Source organism: Actimicrobium antarcticum, from assembly GCF_039536745.1.
GTDB lineage: Bacteria > Pseudomonadota > Gammaproteobacteria > Burkholderiales > Burkholderiaceae_D > Actimicrobium > Actimicrobium antarcticum.
Genome location: NZ_BAAAZE010000008.1, coordinates 726,253 through 746,510 on the forward strand (window position 1 = coordinate 726,253; position 20,258 = coordinate 746,510).

Consider the following 20,258-nt stretch of genomic DNA (forward strand, 5'->3'; position numbering starts at 1 on the left):
ATGACGGATTTGAATACAGCAGGCACGCCGGTCGTCGGTGTGGTGATGGGGTCGTCGTCGGATTGGGACGTGATGCAGCATGCGGTCGCGATCCTGAAAGACTTCGGCATTGCGCATGAAGCGCAGGTCATTTCGGCGCACCGGATGCCGGACCAGTTGTTTGCCTATGCCGAGACGGCCCGGTCACGTGGTCTGGTCGCGATCATTGCCGGCGCTGGCGGCGCGGCACATTTGCCCGGTATGCTGGCGGCAAAAACCATCGTGCCGGTGCTGGGTGTACCGGTGCCGTCGAAGTATTTGCGCGGTGAGGATTCGCTGCTGTCGATCGTGCAGATGCCAAAAGGCATTCCGGTGGCAACCTTCGCAATCGGCGAAGCCGGTGCGGCCAACGCCGCTCTGGCAGCGATCGCGATCCTGGCCACGACGGATGACGCACTGGCTACCAAGCTGGAAGCCTTCCGTGTCGCGCAAACAAACATTGCGCTCGCCATGGTGTTGCCGCTATGACTGAGTCAGTACAGCTCGCCACTGCCGAGCCAACCTCAGCGCTGATTCCGCGAGCGACTCCCGCTACCTGGCTGGGCGTGATGGGCGGCGGTCAGCTAGGCCGGATGTTCGTGCATGCCGCACAAGCGATGGGCTACAAGGTCGCGGTGCTGGAGCCGGTCGCGGATTCGCCGGCCGCGCATGCCGCCGATCATCATCTGGTGGCGCGCTACGACGATGCGGCGGCATTGCAGGAACTGGCTGCGCAATGCGTCGCTGTCACTACCGAATTCGAGAACGTGCCGGCCGCCAGCCTGGCCTTGCTGGCGCAGCGGGCCACGGTCGCGCCGTCCGCCGCCAATGTCTCGGTGGCACAGGACCGGATGGTCGAAAAGAAGTTTTTCATAGACTGTGCAGAACGCTCCGGCGTCCTGCCCGCGCCGCATCTGCTGATCGCTGCCGACCAGGATATTGCGATCAATGCCGACCTGATTGCTGCGACGCTGTTGCCCGGAATCGTGAAGACGGTCCGGCTTGGTTACGATGGCAAAGGGCAGGTGCGGGTGCGCACACTGGAGGACGTCAGTAGCGCATTTGCCGGTATGCAGGGCGTGCCTTGCGTGCTCGAAAAAATGCTGCCGCTGGCCTACGAAGTCTCGGTGTTGGCCGCGCGTGGGGCCGATGGCACATCGGTGGTTTATCCGATCGCTGAAAACGTTCATCGCGACGGCATCCTGTTCACCACCACCGTACCCGGTCCGCATGTGTCACCGGAGTGCGCGCTCCGCGCCCACGACGCGGCGCTGGCGATCATCGAGCAGCTCGGTTACGTCGGTGTCCTGTGCATCGAGTTTTTTATCCTCGACGATGGCTCGCTGGTCGTCAACGAGATGGCACCGCGTCCGCACAACAGCGGCCACTACACCATCGATGCCTGCATGACCAGCCAGTTTGCCCAGCAGGTACGGGCCATGGCCGGCCTCGCGCTGGGGGATGTGCGTCAGCATTCGCCAGCCGTGATGCTCAATCTTCTTGGTGATTTGTGGTTCGATACCGCCAGCGGCGCCTGCACAGAACCCGCATGGGACAGGGTGCTGGCGCTGCCTGGTGCAACCTTGCATCTGTATGGCAAGGATGATCCGCGCCCGTCGCGCAAGATGGGGCACGTTACCTTTGTCGCATCGACGCTGGCCGAAGCGCAGGACAGCTTGCACGCAGCGTGCGCGATTCTGCGCATTGCGCTCTGAGGCGATCGGCATGATCGTTCCGCCGGCTGACATCGCCACTGCCGCTCGCTTGCTGGAACAGGGGCGGCTGGTTGCCTTTCCAACCGAGACGGTCTACGGCCTCGGCGCCGATGCCGAAAATCCGGCGGCCATCGCACGCATCTATGCCGCCAAGGGCCGACCGTCGAATCATCCCGTGATCGTGCATCTGGCACCCGGTGCCGATCTTGGTTACTGGGCTAGTGCGATCCCGTTCGAGGCGCAGGCCTTGATCGATGCCTTCTGGCCAGGTCCGCTGACGCTGATCCTGCCGCGTGCGGCCCATATTCCCGCTGCGGTCGCCGGCGGCCAGGATTCGGTGGGCGTGCGTTGTCCGTCGCATCCCGTCGCGCAGGCGTTATTGCGTGAATTCAAAAGTGGCAAGGGCGGTATCGCCGCGCCTTCCGCCAACAAGTTCGGGCATGTCAGCCCGACCACGGCGCAGCATGTGCGGGATGAATTCGGTGTCGGCATCGGGACTGGAACTGACAGCGCAGTAGACATGGTGCTCGACGGCGGCCAGAGCGACGTCGGTATCGAATCCAGCATCGTCGACCTGACCCGTCTGGCCACCCACGGTCCGGTGCTGCTGCGACCGGGGCGCGTCACGGTTGCCGAACTCGCCGCGGTGCTGGGCGTCATGCCCGGCGCACCGGATGCTGCCGCACCGCGCGCATCCGGCACGCTGCAGGCCCATTACGCACCGCTGACACCGGTGGCGATGGTTGCGTCGGCGGAACTGCTGCCGCGCCTGCAGCAACTGCTTCACGCTGGTCGGCGCGTCGCGCTGATGCACTGGAGCGACACTGACCCGCAAGGGGTACTGTTCGCGCTGCGCCTGCCAGCATCGCCAGCCGGCTTTGCGCATGCGCTGTATGCTGGCTTGCGGGAGCTCGACGCCGTTGCTGCCGATCTGATTCTGGTCGAATCCCCACCAAAAAACGCACCCTGGCAAGCGGTGCACGATCGTCTGCGCCGGGCTGCGCACGACTCTGTTGGTATTTTGGAACATCTCCTCTAAAAAAGTCCTTTGGTTCGACGTTTTGAATCTATGCATGCATCGGTAACGGTGACATACTCGTTCAAAATAAAAGTACATACGTTCGTTTTCGTCCGTAAAAAAGCCCTTTAAAGGAGACATGCAATGCAGCAGTTCAAACTATCCCTGGCCGTCCTTTCTCTTGCTGTTCTTGCCGGTTGCGGCGGCGGCAGCACTGGCAGTCCTGGCAAGCCACAGTTCAGTGCCGTCGTCTCTTTCGGCGACAGCCTCAGCGATACCGGTGCCTACACACCAGCCACCATCAATCCGCTAACTGGCCTGCCAACCGGCGGCAAGTTCACTACCAACCCCGGTCCGATCTGGATCGAGGACATCGCCGCCAAACTCAATTTGGCCATCACGTCCAACGTGGTCGGCTATGGCAACAGTAGTGTCACCTGTCCTAAAGCCAGCTGTACTGCCTACGGTCAGGGTGGCTCGCGCGTGACCAATATCAACGGTATCGGTCACGATACCGGCGCACTCACCATTCCAATGAAAACGCAGATGGACAACCATCTTGCTGCCAACGTCAGCTACAAGCCGACTGATCTGGTCTTTGTGTATGGCGGCAATAACGATGTGTTCTATCAGGCCGGTTATGTCGGCGCGGTCGTCGCTGGTGCCAGTGCGGCACCGGGCGCCACTGCCGCCAGTGTCGGTGCTGCCGCGCAGCAGGCGCAGCAAACTGCCGGGCTGGCGATGGCAACGGCCGCCACCGAACTGGCTGGTTATGTGCGTGACAAGGTGCTCGCCAAAGGCGCCAAGTACGTCGTGGTGATGAACCTGCCTGACAGTGCAGCCACACCGTACGGTTCCACGCTGACCGCCGATGGCCGCGCGCTGTTGACCGGGTTGGTCAATACCTTCAACACGACGTTCCAGAAAGCAGTCACCGATCTGGCGCTCGACGTGGTGGTGATCGATGCCAACGCAGCCAACAAGGATGTCTTTGCCAATTCAGTGCAGTACGGCGTCACCAACTCGTCGGTACCGGCCTGTGACCTGACCAAACTGCCAGGCGGCTCGTCCCTGTTCTGTAATTCCACCACGCTGATTCCCACTGCCAATGCGGGCTTCCTGTTCGCCGACAGCGTGCACCCAACCATCTTTGGCCATCGTCTCTTCGCCGATTACGTTACGCTGCAACTGGCGAAAAAAGGCTGGTTCTAATCGACTGTCAACCGGGCTGGCGCAGCCCGGTATGCTTTTGAGTAACCTTCTTCGACCTTATTTATAGACGATCTTCATCAGCAGGATAAAACTGGCCAGCAACAAGGTGATGGCATTGGCAATAATCACCGGCCAGATACCGCTCATCCAGCCATAGGCTAGCCAGAGCGCAATCCCGATGACGAAGATCGAATACATCAGCAACGACACGCCCTCCGCGCGACGGGTTTTCCAGGTGAGCCATGCCTGTGGAATGAAAGCTGTAGTCGTCAATGTCGCGGCGAGATAGCCAATAAGGTCGGTGTCAGGCATGGAGGAAATGGAAAGTTGGATGGGAACGGCGACACACAATACCGCCACTGGAATCATTAAAATTCATTACGGCAAGTATCCCTCGATCTGGAGAAGACACATGAAAAAATTTACAACGAATCTGCCAACATTAGCGGCCACGTTTGCGGCCCTCGCTCTGGCCGCCATCACGGTACCGGCAGCCGCGCAATCGGCCGGGCAATGGACCGTCAAGGTCGGTGAAAACCTGATTACCCCCAAGGTCAGCAGCGGTGACCTGAGCGGCCCGGGTCTGGGCGGCGTCAAGGTTGATGTCAACAGCGCTTACGCGCCTATCGTGGCAGCGACTTACATGGTCACGGATAACGTTTCAACGGAGCTGGTACTGGGTCTGCCGTATCGGCATGACATGATCGGCAAGGGCTCCATCGACGGCGTGGGCAAGATCGGCGACGTGCAGCAATTGCCGCCAACCCTGTTTGTCCAGTATCGCTTCATGGAACCACAGGCGAAGTTGCGTCCCTATGTCGGTCTGGGCCTGACGTATGCCTATTTCCGCGATGCGCATGCCAGCCCGACTCTGGTGGCTCTGCTCGGTCCAACCAACATTGAGATCGATGCGAAGTTCGGCATCACGCCACAAATCGGCGCGACCTACTCGATCAATGATCGCTGGTTCCTCGATACGGCCCTCACCAAAACCTATCTGAAGACCACTGCCACGCTCGATTCGTCAGGCACCAAGCGCACCATCGATACCAAGCTCGATCCTGTTGCGTTCAGTATTTCGGTGGGCTACAAGTTCTGATGTAGCGCGATTCACCGTTCGACACGAACATGAAAAAGCCCCGGATACACAGCGTCTCCGGGGCTTTTTTCATGCAGGCAAAATGGGTGTGGTCGAGACAAACGCGCCACCATGGAACAGCAGCGGTGGCTTCGGCGAGAATGCGCAGTGTGCGACTTCGCCAACAAAGATGACATGGTCACCTTCCGGGTAGCGGCTGCGGTTGGTGCATTCAAACCAGGCAATGGCACCGCGCAGGATAGGCTGGCCGGTTTCTGAAAGATCGAAGTCGACACCTTCAAAGCGGTTCGGGATGCGGCTGGCAAAACGGGTTGCCAGCGCCGCCTGGTCTGCGGCCAGCACATTGATGACGTAATGCGTACTGTCCGTGAAGGCCGGCAGAGTGCTGCCGTTACTGCCCAGGCTCCACAGCACCAGCGGTGGTTGCAGCGAGACCGAATTGAACGAGGTTGCTGTCAGGCCGGTCATTTCGCCAGTGGCGCTGCGGGTGGTGATGACCGTGACGCCGGTGGCGAATTGGGCCAGTGCTTGTCGGAAATGGCGCGTGTCGAAGACTGGCTCGTTGATGGACTGTGTGGCGTGTTGCGTGGACTGTGGCATCGGATTCCCTGAAAGTGGCTCCATTATGCCGAAAAAGCGCGCTGGCTGCGGTTGCCCGCGCTTTGCGTTAAAGTCGGGGTTTACCTCAGAGGGAGCAAATTATGGCAACTGAAATAGCGACATTGGGCGGTGGTTGCTTCTGGTGCACCGAAGCGGTCTTTCAGCAACTCAACGGCGTCACCGCAGTCGAGTCAGGCTACACGGGTGGCAGTGTACCCAATCCGAGTTACGAAGCGGTCTGCAATGGCACTACCGGGCACGCTGAAGTGGTCCGGATCACGTTCGACAATGCGGTCGTCAGCTATCGCGAACTACTCGAAATTTTCTTTACCATTCATGATCCGACTACGCCGAACCGGCAGGGCGCCGATGTGGGTACGCAGTATCGTTCGGTGATTTATTTCCATACGCCTCAACAGCAGGATACCGCAAAGCACGTGATTGCCGAGATGGCGAATGTCTGGGATGCACCGATCGTTACCGAACTCAGCCCGGAGACGACGTATTACAAAGCCGAGGATTACCACCAGAACTATTTTGTGCAGCATCCGCAGCAGGGATATTGCGCGTTTGTGGTGGCACCGAAAGTGGTCAAGTTTCGCAAGATGTTTGCCGACAAGGCACGCGGGTAAGCTTGGCGCCATGCGCTGCAACGCGCCAATGAAAGAAACTGGTGGTACGAGACGCCGTAATGCAGGGATGTCATTCGAATGGCAGTTTCGACCTGCAAAGCGCTCAATTCGTTTTACTTCACATCAACCCACCGCATCGCTGTCGGGCGAGAGGGGGCGTGCGGCCGAACGGCTGATATCTTTCACGGCAACCTACGAGCTGAAAGTCGCAACATGCGGTTAGCTTTCTTTGCGGTAGCTAGAACGGGTTGTGCTCCGTCATGACCAAGCCGGGGGCGGCCCGGCAGCCGGTCACTTCTTTTTGATTCGCCAAAAAGCAGTAACCAAGAAAAAGGCGACCGCAAGACCGCTGCCCTGCGGGTTCCCAAAAACTGGGTACGGCAAGAGGGAGACCCGCAAACTCGCTGCCCTTGCAGGGCGCAGATCCGCTTGCAAGCGGATCCCGTTCCGCAGGCGGATCGCATGCGATCCGAAACCCCTGCTACACCTCAGACAGTGCGGGTCTCTGATCCTCTTGCCGCACCCGGTTTTTGGCAGCGATCTTTTTATGCGGAATTCAAGGTCAAAACCAAGCACAGCCTTAGAACCAGCGGGATGGTCGTGCTCGCTTTGCGCGAGAAAACTTCCTCGTCGTGATCGACTTCGAGTTCAAAACCAACGTCGAAACCAACTTCAAAATCAACGTCAAAACCAACATCAAAACCAACGTCAAAACCAACATCAAAACCAACATCAAAACCAAAACCTACAAGGCTTTTACAAGCCATCTTTCTCGCGCAAAGCGAGCCTGGCCATCAATCAATCATCAAGGCTGGGCTTGGTTTTGACGTTGAATTCCGCATAAAAGGCCGCTGCCAAATACCGTGTCCGGGCAGGGGACAAGAGGGCCGCACTGTCTGAGCGTAGCGAGTTTGCGGCCCTCCCCCTGACCGGGCACGGTATTTGGGAACCCGCAGGGCAGCGGTCTAGCGGTCGCCTTTTTCTTGGTTACTGCTTTTTGGCGAAGCAAAAAGAAGTGACCGGCTGCCGGGCCGCACCCGGCTTGCCTCCACGGAGCGCAACCCGTTTTAGCTACCGACGACCGCACGCCGTGGCGACCTACAAGGCAACTTGACGCATGTTGGGCTTCGCAGCCCAACCTACGACATCGAAGCAAAAAAAGTGACCGGCTGCCGGGCCGCACCCGGCTTGCCTCCACGGAGCGCAACCGTTTTAGCTACCGACGACCGCACGCCGTGGCGACCTACAAGGCAGCTTGACGCATGTTGGGCTTCGCAGCCCAACCTACGACAGCGAAGCAAAAAAAGTGAGCGGCTGCCGGGCCGCACCCGGCTTAGCTCCACGGAGCGCAAACCGTTTTAGCTACCGCAGACCGCAGACCGCAGACCGCAGACCGCAGACCGCAGACCGCGCGTCGTGGCGACCCGCAAAGCAACCTGACGCATGTTGGGCTTGCCAACCTACGAAAACATGCACCTGGCGTAGCCTGAAGCTGCATCCGATCGCGCCCCGATTCGCGTGCGCATTACGGCTGCAGACGCTCCCGCTCCCACGCTCCGTCACCCTGCAGGCGATAGGCAATCCGGTCATGCAGGCGCGATGGCCGGCCCTGCCAGAATTCGAGGTAATCCGGGATCAGCCGATAGCCGCCCCATTGCGCCGGCCGCTGCGGCGTCTCGCCATTGGCTGCCTGGGCGGCAACAAACTGGTCTTCCAGCGCTTGCCGGCTGGCTACCGGTGCGCTCTGTGCCGAGGCAATCGCGCCGATCCGGCTGGCCAGCGGACGGCTGTTGAAATAGGCATCGCTGTCCTCCGCCGAGACCAGTTCAACCCGGCCCTCGATGCGCACCTGGCGCTCCAGTGCGACCCAGTGGAACAGCAGCGCGGCGGCATCGTTGTGCTGCAAGTCGCGGCCCTTGCGGCTGGAATAATTGGTGTACCACACGACACCGCCCGCATCGAATTCCTTGATCAGCACGATGCGCGAAGAGGGTCGGCCATCGGCGCCGACCGTGGCCAGACTCATCGCATTGGCTTCCGGCAGTTGCGCCGCCAGTGCTTCGTCGAACCATTTGCCAAATTGCAGCATCGGGTCGGGCAGCACCTCCGAGCGCGACAGGCTGGCGTGACAGTAGTCCTTGCGCAGGTCAGCGATCGACATGGTTGCTCCCGGTGGTGGCAGGTACGCTGCGACGCTGTTGCATGGCATTGCCGAGCGTGCTCATCTGCTCGCTGCTGAACAGACGTTTGGCCATCGGTGCGATGGTGCTTTCTTCTTTGTGCATGTGGTTCCGGTAGGTGGTCGAGAAATACGTGATGCCAGGCTCCGACAAGGTCGTGCTGGCGCCGCTGGCAATGCCGGTCAGTGCGGTCTTCAGTGCGTTCCACAACTGATCCATCTGCTGATGCTCGGCTAGCAATTCGGGTAACAGGGCATCCAGTGCAACCCGATCATCGCCTTCGGCCATGCCGTCGAGCATCGGTAGCAAATCCTGTTCTTCGTCCTGATGGTGATGCGGCGCGGCCTTGTCAAAATAGCGCAGCACGGCACTGGCAGCGTGTTGTGCTTCGCGGTCCGCGCCATGGGCAGCCAGGTGTTCAGGCAGGCGGGCGAGGGTGTCGAGCTGTTTGCGGATGCGGTCGTGACAATGTTTGAGTACCGCGATCGGCTGTCCGAAATCCGGTGCCGTATCGAATAGCGCGTTCATGATGAGTCCCTTCCTGAGAAGCAAATACCCCTGACGGAGCAACGGAATGATTTTAGGCGCAAACAGGGTGGTGCCGTCCGTTAAAATGGCCGCATGAAATCTTTTCCTGCTCCAGTTGCTGATCCGGTCATCGTGGTCAATTCTTCTCCCGTCATCACCAATCCCGACGTCGACTTCGACCGTCGCTTCGGCGGCATAGCCCGCCTGTATGGTGCCACCGCACTGGCGCGTTTTCGGGCGTCCCATGTGTGTGTCATTGGTGTCGGTGGCGTCGGTTCCTGGATCGTCGAAGCCCTCGCACGCAGCGCGATCGGGCAGATCACGATGATCGATCTGGACAACCTGGCCGAGTCCAACATCAACCGCCAGATCCATGCATTGACCGACACGCTCGGTCAGGCCAAGGTCACTGCACTGGCCGAGCGCATCCAGCAGATCAATCCGTTTTGCCAGGTCAACCAGATCGAGGATTTTATCGATGCCGATAACCTCGATGTGATGATCGGTGCGCGCGGCTACGACTACATCATCGATGCGATCGACAATGTGCGTGCCAAGACCGCGCTGATTGCCTATTGCCGTACCCACAAGCTCAAACTGATTACCATCGGCGGTGCCGGTGGTCAGGTCGATCCGACTAAAATCGAAGTGCGTGACCTGTGCCGCACCGAGCAGGAGCCGCTGCTGGCGAAAGTGCGCAAACGCTTGCGTTCGGAGCATGGTTTTCCGCGTGGCACCAAGAACAAGTTCGGCATCGACGCGGTGTTTTCGACCGAGCCGTTGCGCTTTCCCGTTGGTGAAGAAAGTGGTGAGATGGCCGACGACGAGGATGACGCCGAAGCAACCGCCGGCGTCACCGGATTGAACTGTGCCGGCTTTGGTTCGGCGATGGTAGTCACTGCCACGTTCGGACTTGTTGCTGCGGCGCATGTATTGAACCGGATTGCCGCCGCACCCTGAGCAATCTCGTTACACTGAAGTTGTACACATGAGTTGCATACATTTTCTGGAGACATCCTGCTTATGATTTACCCCACTGTCGATACCCAGATTTCTCCTGAAGGTCACCTCGAAGTCCTGTCCAAGGCCGAGGTCAACAAATTGCTCGATCGCAGTCGCAGCGGCATGTACCAGCTGTTCCGCAACTGCTCGCTGGCCGTCCTGAATTGCGGCAGTGACATGGATGACGGCAAGGTGTTGCTGCAGCGTTATCCGGCATTCGATATCAGCATCATCCTGCGTGAGCGCGGCATCAAGCTCGAAGTGCGTGGCGCACCCGCCAGCGCCTTCGTTGACGGCAAGATGATCCGCGGTATCCGCGAGCATCTGTTTGCGGTGCTGCGCGACATCATCTACGTTGATGAGGCGATCGAGCACAATGCGTCGCTTGATCTGAGTTCGTCCGAAGGCATCACCGATGCGGTGTTCCACATCCTGCGCAACGCGCAAGTGCTGCGACCATTGCTCAGCCCGAACATGGTGGTGTGCTGGGGTGGACATTCGATTGCACGCAATGAATACAACTACACCAAGACGGTCGGCTACGAGCTGGGTTTGCGCGGCCTCGATATTTGTACCGGTTGCGGACCGGGTGCGATGAAGGGGCCGATGAAGGGCGCCACCATCGGCCATTCGAAACAGCGTATCCACAACAGCCGCTACATCGGATTCTCGGAGCCGGGCATCATCGCCGCCGAATCGCCGAACCCGATCTGTAACGAGCTGGTCATCCTGCCGGACATCGAAAAGCGCCTGGAAGCGTTCGTGCGTGCCGGCCACGGCATCATCATTTTTCCGGGCGGTCCCGGGACAGCGGAAGAATTCCTGTATCTGCTCGGTATTCTGATGCATCCGGCCAATGCCGAGATGCCATTCCCGGTCATCCTGACCGGACCGGAAAGCGCACGCGAGTACTTCGCCCAGATCGATCGCTTCATTGCCGACACGCTCGGCGTCGCGGCCCAGGCGCATTACCAGATCATCGTCGACGATGCTGGCCAGGTTGCACAGGCGATGGACGCCGGCATCAAGAAAGTACGCGAATTCCGCAAGGCACATGGCGATGCGTATTACTTCAACTGGCTCCTGAAAATCGACCAGGAATTCCAGCAGCCGTTTGCACCTACCCACGAGAACATGCGCGCACTGCGCCTGCACAAGAATCAGGAACCGCATTTGCTGGCCGCGCACCTGCGCCGGGCGTTTTCAGGCATCGTGGCGGGCAATGTGAAGGCTGACGGCATCCAGGCCATTGAGGAACATGGACCGTTCGAATTGCAGGGCGATGCCGAACTGATGAAGTCGATGGATGCGCTGCTGACCTCGTTCGTCGAGCAGCACCGGATGAAATTGCCGGGCAAGGCGTATGCGCCTTGTTATCGCGTGCTGCTGTAATGCCAACTGCACCCGACGGAGGCGCAATGCCTCCGTCAGGCGCGCTGGCTATGATTTTCCAAACACTTCATTGAGCTGTTGCGTGACCCGAATGAAAGTGGTGCGCTTGGTCAGTTCCTTCAGCTTGTGCGCACCGACATAGGTGCAGGCAGAGCGCACCCCACCGAGGATGTCGAGCAGCGTATCGGCCACCGGCCCGCGATACGGTACCAGCACTTCCTTGCCTTCCGAGGCCCGATAGGTGGCCACGCCACCGCTGTATTTTTCCATGGCGGTCCGGCTGCTCATGCCATAAAAACGCTGGAACATGGCGCCGTCGCGCTCGACCAGTTCTCCTGCGCATTCGTCATGGCCGGCCAGCATGCCACCGAGCATGATGAAATCGGCGCCACCGCCAAAGGCCTTGGCCAGGTCACCCGGCACCGCGCAGCCACCGTCCGCACAAATCTGCCCGCCCAGTCCGTGGGCGGCGTCGGCACATTCGATCACTGCAGATAATTGGGGATAGCCGATGCCGGTCAGCTTGCGCGTGGTACAGACCGAGCCCGGGCCGATGCCGACCTTGACGATATCGGCACCGGCCAGAATCAGTTCCTCGGTGATGTCGCCGGTCACCACGTTGCCGGCCATGATGACCAGGTCCGGTTTGGCGGCGCGGACTTTCTTGACGTAATTGATGAAGCGTTCGGTATAGCCATTGGCGACATCAATGCAGACATGGTCGATCGGCGTGTTGGCATTGACGGCAATGAACTTGTCGAAATCCGTTTCGCCGATGCCCATCGAATAAAACGCGCTGGACATCGGGCTGCCGGCAGCGCGCAGTCCGGTAAAAAATTGCGCCAGCTGATCGATCGAATAATGCTTGTGCAGCGCGGTGGACAGGCCGTGCAGTAGCAGCGCCTGCGCCATCTCCATGGTGCCGACCGCATCCATGTTGGCGGCGATGATGGGGATGCCGTGGTACTTTTTTTGCGTGTGGCGAAACACGAATTCGCGCCGGATGTCGACTTCGGAACGCGAGTTCAGGGTCGAACGTTTCGGGCGAATCAGGACATCCTTGAAATCCAGTTTGACGGCTTCTTCGATATGCATTGGGAGGTGTCGTCCGGTTCAGTGGCAGCGTGCGCTGCCGTGATCGCGATAGGTGCCGCCGCCGACGGGCATGAAATCCCATTCGTAGCCGGTGCTTTTGAGGTGCAGTTTCAGTACGCCATAGGTGTCGTTATCGGCTGTCTCGCTGTGATTGCGCAGCAGCCGAAACGGCGACAATTCCGCGCCACCGGTGCCCACCACGAACTGTCGCGTGCCGTGCGCCGCATCGTACTGACCATGCGCATCCTGCGGCGCAAAACGTTCGTAATCATGGTCATGGGCTGACAGGATCAGCTCGGTGCCGGCCGCGGCGAGCAACTGCCAGACTTCGCGCATGCGGTCGTCGTTGCCATGGCCACCCGAACTGAATACCGGATGATGCCAATAGGCCAGCGTGCAGGTCGCCGGGTGGGCTGTCAGGTCGGCCTTGAGCCAGTCGACCTGCGCCTGCTGTGCTGCGCCCTTGAGGTTGCTGTTGAGAGAGACGACGTGCCAACCCCCGATGTCGACACTGTAATAGCCGCGCCGGTCCGGGCCGGCGCCGGTGCCAAAATAGTCGTAGTAGCCAGCGGCATCCTTGCTGTAATACTCGTGGTTGCCTGGCGATGGCAAGGTGCGTGCCTTGAAGCGACCCCAGGTGGGTGCATAGCAGTTGGTGTGTTCGCTGGCAGTGCCGGACTGATACACGTTGTCACCGAGCGTGAGGACAACGGCAGTGCTGTCAGCGGCCAGTCCGGCAGCAACCAGGTCGGCGGTGCGTGCGGCCGCTGTCTCTGCGGGGGCGATCTTGCGGCAGTCTGCAATATCGCCTGCGGCATAGACCGTGATGCCGCTACCGGGTAATGCCGGATAGTGGGCGGTTCCGGGATCGGTGCGATTGCCGCTGACACATCCGCTCAGCGAGACTGCCAGCACGAGGCTGACGGGAGCGAGCGATTGTCTGAGGTTCGACGTCATGCTGCAAAAAACGGTGCTGCCAGAAAGATTGCGTGAATACATGGTGCGTGACGGCATGGTTGATCTCCTGTGCGGAGATTACGGCGTTCACGGTAGCAAGGCAATCGTCTATTGCATCTCTAGCGGAAATACGATCTGGCGCGGCATATCGATGAGGAAGCGCTTCTGCAAGATGCGGGGGATCTCGGCGGGAGGTAGTGGACGCGCAATAAAGTATCCCTGAATTTCGTCGCAGTCGAGCGATTGCAGGATACGCAGCTGGGTAGCTGTTTCCACGCCCTCCGCAACCACCGTCATGCCCAATGCGTGCGCCATCGACAGGATTGCACGGAAGAAGACTTCACCTTCTTCGCTTTTGCCCAACTCCGAAGTGAACGCGCGATCGACCTTCAACACATCCATCGCCAGTCTCTGCAATTGCGATAGCGACGAATAACCGGTTCCAAAATCGTCCACCAGCAATTTGATGCCCAGCGCTCTGATGGAGCGCAGTTCGCTCGATATTTCTTCTTGCTCGCCCATCATCGACGACTCGGTAATTTCGATTTCAATCAGCCCGGATTCGATCTGGTACTGCAGCATGCGCGTAGCAAACAAGGCTTTGATATTGCCGTGGTTGAACTGTCGCGGAGACACATTGACCGAGATCGGCACCACCGGCAAACCTGCTTCTTTCCATAGGCTCAACTGACGGCAGACGTGCGCCACGATCAGTTCACCCATCGGCAGGATCAAGCGGGTTTCTTCGGCCAGTGGAATAAACTCGAGTGGCGGCACCAGACCGCGTTGCGGATGGAGCCACCGTACCAGCGCCTCCAGGCTGACCAGTTCGCCGGTCGAGGTATTGACCCGCGGCTGGTAATACACCACGAATTCGTCATACTCGATGGCATGCTGCAGGGCACGCGCCATATCCAGTCTGGCCTTCAGACTGTCCGACATGCGCGGTTCATAAAACTGGAATCGATGTTTGCCGGCCGTCTTGGCGTAATACATGGCGAGATCGGAATTTTTGAGTATCTCTTCGCCGTCATCGCCATCGTCCGGAAAGAGGCTGATGCCGATCGAGATGCCCACGGTATTGGAGCCGTGGCTCATGTCGAAGGGTTTGGCAAACGCATCGGAAATGCGTTGTGCAACCTGTGCCACAGCGGCACGATCGGCGATCGGCGCGAGGATGACCGTGAACTCATCGCCGCCCAGACGGGCGATATGGTCGCCTGGCCGCAGCGCGGCTTGCAGTCGCAGCGCCGCGATGCGCAACAGTTCATCGCCGGCGGAGTGGCCCATCGAGTCATTGACGTCCTTGAAATCATCCAGATCGATAAACAGCAGTGCCAGTTTGCTGCCGTCCTGCTTGGCCCGATTGAATGCCGCCGGCAAAAAACCGGTCAGCCAGTTGCGATTCGGTAGCGTGGTCAGTGCATCCTCATTGGCGAGGCGCCACAGTTCGTGTTCGTGCATTTTTTTATCGGAGATGTCGCGCATCGTGATGGCAATACCGGCATCGGTGCGCACCAGTCGCCGGTAGATCCATACCGGAGTCGCCCGACCGTCGATCGGCAACATCACTTCATCTTCGTGGTAACCATTCTGGAGTGCACAGCGCAGTGTCTCCAGCATGATCCGGAACTGTGGTTTGGAATACAGGCGCGATAGGCGCATTCCCTTGAGCTGCTCTGCGTTCATTCCATCGAATGCTGCGCCGCGCTCATTGCAGTCGCTGACTATGAAATCGACGGCGTCGCCGCGCCGGTCGTAGATCGCATTCAGGATCGAGATGCCGTCGAGGCCGCCTTCGGTGGCAATGCGGTACGACTCACGCGTCTCGACTTGCTGATGCTGTCGCCAGGCCATGTGTGACCACAGCCACAACGCGCCGAAAGTCGCAAAAATGATGACCGCCATATTGTTTTCAGAAAGGCTGAGCTGCTGGCGTTCGGCGATCAGAAATGCGATCAGCAAGCCCAGCAGGCTCGACCATAACAACACCCCCACCATATTGGTTCTCAGAAAGCGTTTGATGCGTATGCCGCGTGTACCCGTAGCCGTGGCTGCTGCTGGCACGGTCCTCTCCATCGCTTGCTGAAGGTCGTTTGCGCTCATGGGTCCACGTCGAAGGATAGGGATAGGTTTGTAACTATTGGTTAATACTAATCCTTAACGCTGGCGCCGGGAAACATTGCTCAGCAAGATGTTGCAAATCCGATCTGGAGGCGCGAATTGGTCAGTCGAGCCGTGACAGTGCCAACTGCACCCAGCCGAATCCGATCAGCTCCTGCTCCAGACGCACCTTGTCGCCGAGTTTGTTGTCACGCAAGGCGTTGTACAGGGCCATCTCCGGCGGTGTCAGGCAAGGCAGATCGCGCAGAGTCTGCTTGTCTTCCTGCTCCCAGTATCCCGAAAATTCCATCAACGTCGCCTGATCCATGAGCAATGACGCCACCTGCCCGAACGGGTGACGCAGTTGATCCAGGATCGCAAAGCCATGTGTGTCGATATCGCCTCAGTAATGCATGCGGCGGCGTGCGAGCCATTCGATGCTACGCAGCATCTCGAAGCCATACCCTGCACCGAAGATCACCAGGCTGTCGCGATACGCCGGCAACGCCAGGAAATTGATTTCGTTTTCGGTGATGAAGACGCGCGTGACCGCCGGACCGAGCCTGGCCGAGCTGGCCGCAAATACGCGACCAGCTCGGCCAGGCTCTGCTGCAGCGGGTGCATGGTGGCGAGATCGTCCTGCTCGTCCGCCGCGCCGGACTGCATGACCATGTCGGCAATTACCGGTTTGATGGCGGGCGTGCAGAGCGTGCCCTCCATCGCCAATTCGAACTCTGCGGCGGTGTCGTCGATGTGCATCATCACGCCAGTCGGCTGCGTCTGGCGCAATGCCAGTGCCCGCGATTCGATGCCGCGCAGGATATCCAAGATGCGGCGGTTTTGCAGCCAAGCCTGGTCAGCCAGAAAGCGCCGTAGCTGATGCGATAGTTGCGCGACGGTGCGATGCCGCTGCTGATTTTCCGGAGCAATTCGAACAGTGTCAGCAGGCGCGATTCGGTGCCGACGAAACTGCGTGCCGTCAGCGTGCCGAGCCAGGTAATTGCTTTTTCGGTGGAGGGCGTCAGGTCGACATGAGGTTCATCGGAACCCTGCTGATAAAACTTGCGCAACCAGCCCTTGTCGGTATTGGCTCAGTCATTCAGATAGTCCAGCGCAGGTTTCGGATAGGTGGTGGCTCCGTAGCGCTGGCGCAGACCGAACAATTCATCTTCCAGCGCTTCGGCTAGCGCGGCCTGGGCCATCACGCGGCGGTTGGGAGTGATGAACACGCGCTCCAGAAAACTCGCGACCAGCGGCGCATGATCCGAACGCAGCAGGCGCCACGCCGGATGGGACTGCTTGAGCAGGTCGAGTGTCGGGTAATCGAGGGGCATGCGGTCCTGTTTGTGGGGTGGGCGTGAGGTTGACTGTCTGGTTGCGGGCTTTCGGTGCCAGACTTGATTGGCATTCGTAATTGTAGCGGTATCGGTGGTGATGTTTTCAGGGTTCGGCAGCGCAACCAATGAGGTGTGCCCGGCACCAGTGTATTTTCAACACGCATGATGACCTTCCGATGGACATTCCCCAAGGACCGGTTCTGGATCGTTTCTTTTGTCGGCTTCGTTATTGGCAACGCCAGGATTTGATTTCAAACGTGTGGATTTCACATCAAAAACATCTCGGTTAACAAGCCAGGTTTTTCCTGTGCCAGCAATATTCACAAGTCAATTATATGTTCCAATAGTTCGTCACATACTTGAAAGTAACGAATAAAAGGAACACACTACCGGGCAATGCACCACGACACCCACACTCAACGCATCCTGAATCTGCTGGCAAAGAAAGGGATGCTGCGCTCAAGCGATCTCGATGCCATCGGAGCACCTCGGGTGGTTCTGACGCGCATGACGGCCAAGGGCCTGCTTGAGAAGGTCGGTCGAGGCATCTACCGTCTCCCCGACACGCAAAGTTCCGAACATGAGAGTCTGGTCGCCATCGCCACCAAGGTGCCGCAGGCGGTGTTTTGCCTGCTGACCGCCCTGCAATTTCATGAACTGACCACGCAGCTGCCGCGCCAGATATGGATCGCCATGCCACGCGGTAGTCACACACCGAAAATCGTCTATCCCCCGGTAAAGATGGTTCAGTTTGCGAGCGCTGCCTATTCGGAAGGGATTGAGGTCTTTGAGCGAGATCAAGTCAAACTACGAGTCTACTGTGTGGCCAAGACCGTGGCGGATTGCTTCAAGCACCGTAACAATATCGGACTCGACGTTGCTATCGAAGCGCTCAAGGATGCTCGAGCGCAGAAAAAAGCATCGGTGGACGAGATCTGGCGTTACGCCAAAATTTGTCGTGTCACCAACGTGATGCGGCCCTATCTTGAGGTGATCGAATGACCAAAAATCTTCCCGCGTCGGTGCGGGCACGTCTGCTCAATGTCGCCAAGGTACAGGGGGTGGATTTTAACCAGGTGCTGATACGTTTTGCCCTGGAACGCATTTTGTATCGGATGAGCCTGTCAGCCTATGCCGATTGTTTTTTGCTCAAGGGAGCCTTGCTGTTCACACTCTGGTACGACATGCCGCATCGTGCGACACGGGACGCTGACCTGCTGGGTTTCGGGCCCGGCGACCTTGAATCGATTGCCCGGACATTCAGAGACATCGCCAGCGTTGAGGTCAGCGACGGCATCACTTTCGATCCGACATCTGTCACCGTCGAGGAGATTCGAAAAGATGCTGGCTATGCCGGTGCACGGGTCCTGATCGCGGGTGAAATTGCCAAAGCCCGGTGCAAGACCAGATCGACATTGGGTTTGGCGACGCCGTCACACCCGGGCCGATTAATGCCGTCTACCCGGTCCTGATCGATGATTTTCCGGCACCACGGTTGAGAACCTATCCGGTGTACACCGTCATTGCGGAAAAACTGCACGCCATTGCTGTGTTGGGCATGACCAACAGTAGACTGAAGGACTATCGCGATTTGTCGGTCTTGTTGCAGCGCGAAACCCTGGACGCCGAGATTCTGGCCAGGGCAATCGCTGCCACCTTCGCTCGACGCGGAACGGCAGTCTCGGCCTCACTTCCGATCGGTCTTACCAACGAGTTTGCCGCCGATCCATCACGGCAAGCGCTGTGGCATGCGTTCATCAAGAAGAATGAACTCGCCCAACAAGCGCTGCCTGATATTGTCGCAACCTTGGGTAGCGCATTGGAACCGGCCTTGCGGCGCGCCATCTCGCTGCCAGACCAACCTCGGTAAGGTTGTCGAGACGACTTGAGCAGTATTCATGTCAATACGATTCATCCCGTAGATGGCAACTGCAGGCGGTCCGAACTCGCCAGGGGAGCGGCGAATAAACAAGGACTTGCAAGCCAGGGATTGGTGATGCATTGAGAAATCGACGTTGAAAATGACACCGATCAAGCGCTGATCAACAGTGGCGGCAACGAAAAGGGTGATCCCCATACCTGCGGTCCGGAAATCGGTATGTTCGCGACTCAACTCAGGACGCAGCCCGAGGTTCCATAATCGCCGCCCGAACCACCTGCCCTATCGTCATGCCCTGCACCATGATCGAAAAAACCACCACGCAGTAAGTCAGCGCCAGCACGACTTCACGACTCGCACTGTTGGGCAGGGACAGCGCCAGCGCGACCGAGATGCCGCCGCGCAGTCCGCCCCAGACAAGAACGTGGGATGCACCGTGTGGCAGCCTGAATAAATTCTTTAGCGCGATGACCGGTAGACCCACGGTGAGCCAGCGCGTGGCGAGCGTGATGGCAATCGCCAGAGCGCCGCCCACCAACAGAGCCGGCGAAAACGTGATCAGGATGACTTCAAGGCCGATCAGGACGAACAGCACCGAATTCAGGATCTCATCGAGCAGCTCCCAGAACACGTCGAGGTGGCGCCGCGTGTTGTCCGACATTGCCAGCGCGCGGCCCCCGTTGCCGATCATCAGGCCACAGACAACCATGGCCAGTGGGCCAGAAATGTGCAGATGGCTGGCGAGGGCGTAGCCACCCATGACTGCTGCCAGCGTCACGAGCACTTCGACCTGATACTGATCGATGCTTTTGAGCATGTGAAAGACGCCATAGCCCAGTACCAGGCCAAAAAGGATGCCGCCACCCGCTTCGCGCAACAGCAATGTGGTGACTGCACCTGTCGTCGGCACCTCGCCGCTGGCCAGGATACCCACCAGTATGGCGAAGATCACGACGCCAACGCCGTCATTGAAAAGCGACTCGCCCGCGATGACCAGTTCAAGCCGTTTGGGCGCGCCGGCCGACTTGAGTATGCCCATCACGGCAATCGGATCGGTGGGGGCAATCAACGCACCGAACACCAGACAATGCAGCAGCGACAAGTCGATGCCGACGAAGGGCAACGCCAGCCACATCGCGACACCGACAACGGCGGTGGACGCTATCGTACCCACGAGCGCGAGTGATGCAATCTGCCAGCGGTACTTTTTCAATGCACTCAGGTCCACATGCAGCGCCCCCGCAAACAGCAGAAACGACAGCATGCCCTGCATCAGCACATCCGAAAAATCTATCGAACGGATGAACGACTCTTCGTACTCGCGCAGGCCGTGGTCCAGTCCGAGCGCGTCCAGTCCAACCATGCCCAGCGATAGCGCCAGGGCAATCACCATCACGCCGATAGTGGTCGGCAGCTTCGTCAGGCGATGATTCAGGTACGCCAGCAGCGCAGTGAAAGTCAGGCAGACTGCAGCGACATCGAGCATCGGTT

19 protein-coding genes and 3 pseudogenes are annotated in these 20,258 nt (G+C 58.9%); 10 read left to right on the forward strand and 12 right to left on the reverse strand.

Translation table 11 applies throughout. The features are described 5' to 3' along the window. The 4 genes from purE (at position 1) to ABD720_RS11260 (ending at position 3,963) form a co-directional block, all read left to right on the forward strand. Entirely contained in the window at positions 1-507 is a 507-nt protein-coding gene (gene purE, locus ABD720_RS11245; RefSeq protein ID WP_344763377.1) for a 5-(carboxyamino)imidazole ribonucleotide mutase, read from the forward strand. Further along, complete coding sequence (locus tag ABD720_RS11250) at positions 504-1,733, forward strand: 5-(carboxyamino)imidazole ribonucleotide synthase (protein ID WP_344763378.1); 1,230 nt, start codon at positions 504-506, stop codon at positions 1,731-1,733. The genes purE and ABD720_RS11250 overlap by 4 nt, the downstream gene beginning before the upstream one ends. 10 nt (positions 1,734-1,743) lie before the next feature. After that, the gene (locus ABD720_RS11255) at positions 1,744-2,772 is read left to right on the forward strand and encodes an L-threonylcarbamoyladenylate synthase (RefSeq protein WP_344763379.1); all 1,029 of its coding nucleotides are present in this window, start codon (positions 1,744-1,746) and stop codon (positions 2,770-2,772) included. Between the two features lie 123 nt (positions 2,773-2,895). Continuing rightward, positions 2,896-3,963, forward strand: coding sequence for an SGNH/GDSL hydrolase family protein (locus tag ABD720_RS11260; RefSeq protein WP_344763380.1), 1,068 nt, complete (start codon positions 2,896-2,898; stop codon positions 3,961-3,963). Between the two features lie 57 nt (positions 3,964-4,020). Here ABD720_RS11260 and ABD720_RS11265 read toward each other — a convergent pair whose 3' ends face one another. Next, a complete protein-coding gene (locus tag ABD720_RS11265) occupies positions 4,021-4,275 on the reverse strand; it encodes a SemiSWEET transporter (protein WP_344763381.1) in 255 nt (84 codons plus the stop codon). A 100-nt stretch (positions 4,276-4,375) separates the two neighbouring features. Between ABD720_RS11265 and ABD720_RS11270 the strand changes: the two genes are divergently transcribed. Continuing rightward, positions 4,376-5,062 (forward strand): OmpW/AlkL family protein, encoded by a 687-nt coding sequence (locus ABD720_RS11270; RefSeq protein WP_344763382.1) that lies wholly within the window; start codon positions 4,376-4,378, stop codon positions 5,060-5,062. A 69-nt stretch (positions 5,063-5,131) separates the two neighbouring features. Here ABD720_RS11270 and ABD720_RS11275 read toward each other — a convergent pair whose 3' ends face one another. Continuing rightward, positions 5,132-5,662, reverse strand: coding sequence for a flavin reductase family protein (locus ABD720_RS11275; RefSeq protein WP_344763383.1), 531 nt, complete (start codon positions 5,660-5,662; stop codon positions 5,132-5,134). Between the two features lie 101 nt (positions 5,663-5,763). On the opposite strand from ABD720_RS11275, the gene msrA reads away from it, so the two are divergent. Then, positions 5,764-6,294 (forward strand): peptide-methionine (S)-S-oxide reductase MsrA, encoded by a 531-nt coding sequence (gene msrA, locus ABD720_RS11280; RefSeq protein WP_344763384.1) that lies wholly within the window; start codon positions 5,764-5,766, stop codon positions 6,292-6,294. Positions 6,295-6,839: 545 nt separating this feature from the next. On the opposite strand, the gene ABD720_RS11285 is transcribed toward msrA, so the two are convergent. The 3 genes from ABD720_RS11285 to ABD720_RS11295 form a co-directional block, all read right to left on the reverse strand. Further along, entirely contained in the window at positions 6,840-7,061 is a 222-nt protein-coding gene (locus tag ABD720_RS11285; RefSeq protein WP_344763385.1) for a hypothetical protein, read from the reverse strand. Between the two features lie 758 nt (positions 7,062-7,819). Then, complete coding sequence (pdxH, locus tag ABD720_RS11290; RefSeq protein WP_344763386.1) at positions 7,820-8,455, reverse strand: pyridoxamine 5'-phosphate oxidase; 636 nt, start codon at positions 8,453-8,455, stop codon at positions 7,820-7,822. Further along, complete coding sequence (locus tag ABD720_RS11295) at positions 8,442-9,002, reverse strand: hemerythrin domain-containing protein (protein WP_344763387.1); 561 nt, start codon at positions 9,000-9,002, stop codon at positions 8,442-8,444. The genes pdxH and ABD720_RS11295 overlap by 14 nt, the downstream gene beginning before the upstream one ends. 93 nt (positions 9,003-9,095) lie before the next feature. On the opposite strand from ABD720_RS11295, the gene tcdA reads away from it, so the two are divergent. Together tcdA and ppnN are read left to right on the forward strand one after the other, a co-directional pair. Further along, a complete protein-coding gene (gene tcdA / locus ABD720_RS11300; RefSeq protein ID WP_344763388.1) occupies positions 9,096-9,962 on the forward strand; it encodes a tRNA cyclic N6-threonylcarbamoyladenosine(37) synthase TcdA in 867 nt (288 codons plus the stop codon). 63 nt (positions 9,963-10,025) lie between these two features. Beyond that, positions 10,026-11,396, forward strand: a complete 1,371-nt coding sequence (gene ppnN / locus ABD720_RS11305) for a nucleotide 5'-monophosphate nucleosidase PpnN (RefSeq protein WP_344763389.1) — start codon at positions 10,026-10,028, stop codon at positions 11,394-11,396. Positions 11,397-11,444: 48 nt separating this feature from the next. Here the strand turns inward: ppnN and ABD720_RS11310 are convergent, their stop codons facing one another. The 6 genes and pseudogenes from ABD720_RS11310 to ABD720_RS11330 form a co-directional block, all read right to left on the reverse strand. Further along, positions 11,445-12,491: a GMP reductase gene (locus ABD720_RS11310; protein ID WP_344763390.1), complete on the reverse strand. Its 1,047-nt coding sequence runs from the start codon at positions 12,489-12,491 to the stop codon at positions 11,445-11,447. Between the two features lie 18 nt (positions 12,492-12,509). Beyond that, positions 12,510-13,505, reverse strand: coding sequence for a metallophosphoesterase family protein (locus ABD720_RS11315; protein WP_344763391.1), 996 nt, complete (start codon positions 13,503-13,505; stop codon positions 12,510-12,512). A gap of 51 nt (positions 13,506-13,556) precedes the next feature. Further along, a complete protein-coding gene (locus ABD720_RS11320; RefSeq protein WP_344763392.1) occupies positions 13,557-15,515 on the reverse strand; it encodes a putative bifunctional diguanylate cyclase/phosphodiesterase in 1,959 nt (652 codons plus the stop codon). A gap of 160 nt (positions 15,516-15,675) precedes the next feature. Next, positions 15,676-16,086: pseudogene (locus tag ABD720_RS11325) on the reverse strand (Wadjet anti-phage system protein JetD domain-containing protein). Next, positions 16,029-16,379, reverse strand: a complete 351-nt coding sequence (locus ABD720_RS19330) for a hypothetical protein (RefSeq protein WP_425547975.1) — start codon at positions 16,377-16,379, stop codon at positions 16,029-16,031. Before ABD720_RS19330 ends, ABD720_RS11325 begins: the two are co-directional and overlap by 58 nt. Further along, a pseudogene (locus ABD720_RS11330) lies at positions 16,313-16,885 on the reverse strand (DUF3375 family protein). Before ABD720_RS11330 ends, ABD720_RS19330 begins: the two are co-directional and overlap by 67 nt. A gap of 399 nt (positions 16,886-17,284) precedes the next feature. On the opposite strand from ABD720_RS11330, the gene ABD720_RS11335 reads away from it, so the two are divergent. Next, positions 17,285-17,890, forward strand: a complete 606-nt coding sequence (locus tag ABD720_RS11335; RefSeq protein WP_344763393.1) for a type IV toxin-antitoxin system AbiEi family antitoxin domain-containing protein — start codon at positions 17,285-17,287, stop codon at positions 17,888-17,890. Beyond that, positions 17,887-18,758, forward strand: a pseudogene (locus ABD720_RS19335) (nucleotidyl transferase AbiEii/AbiGii toxin family protein). The gene ABD720_RS11335 and the pseudogene ABD720_RS19335 overlap by 4 nt, the downstream one beginning before the upstream one ends. Before the next feature lie 244 nt (positions 18,759-19,002). On the opposite strand, the gene ABD720_RS11350 reads toward ABD720_RS19335, so the two are convergent. Next, positions 19,003-20,253, reverse strand: coding sequence for a cation:proton antiporter (locus tag ABD720_RS11350; RefSeq protein ID WP_344763396.1), 1,251 nt, complete (start codon positions 20,251-20,253; stop codon positions 19,003-19,005). Positions 20,254-20,258 lie beyond the last annotated feature (5 nt).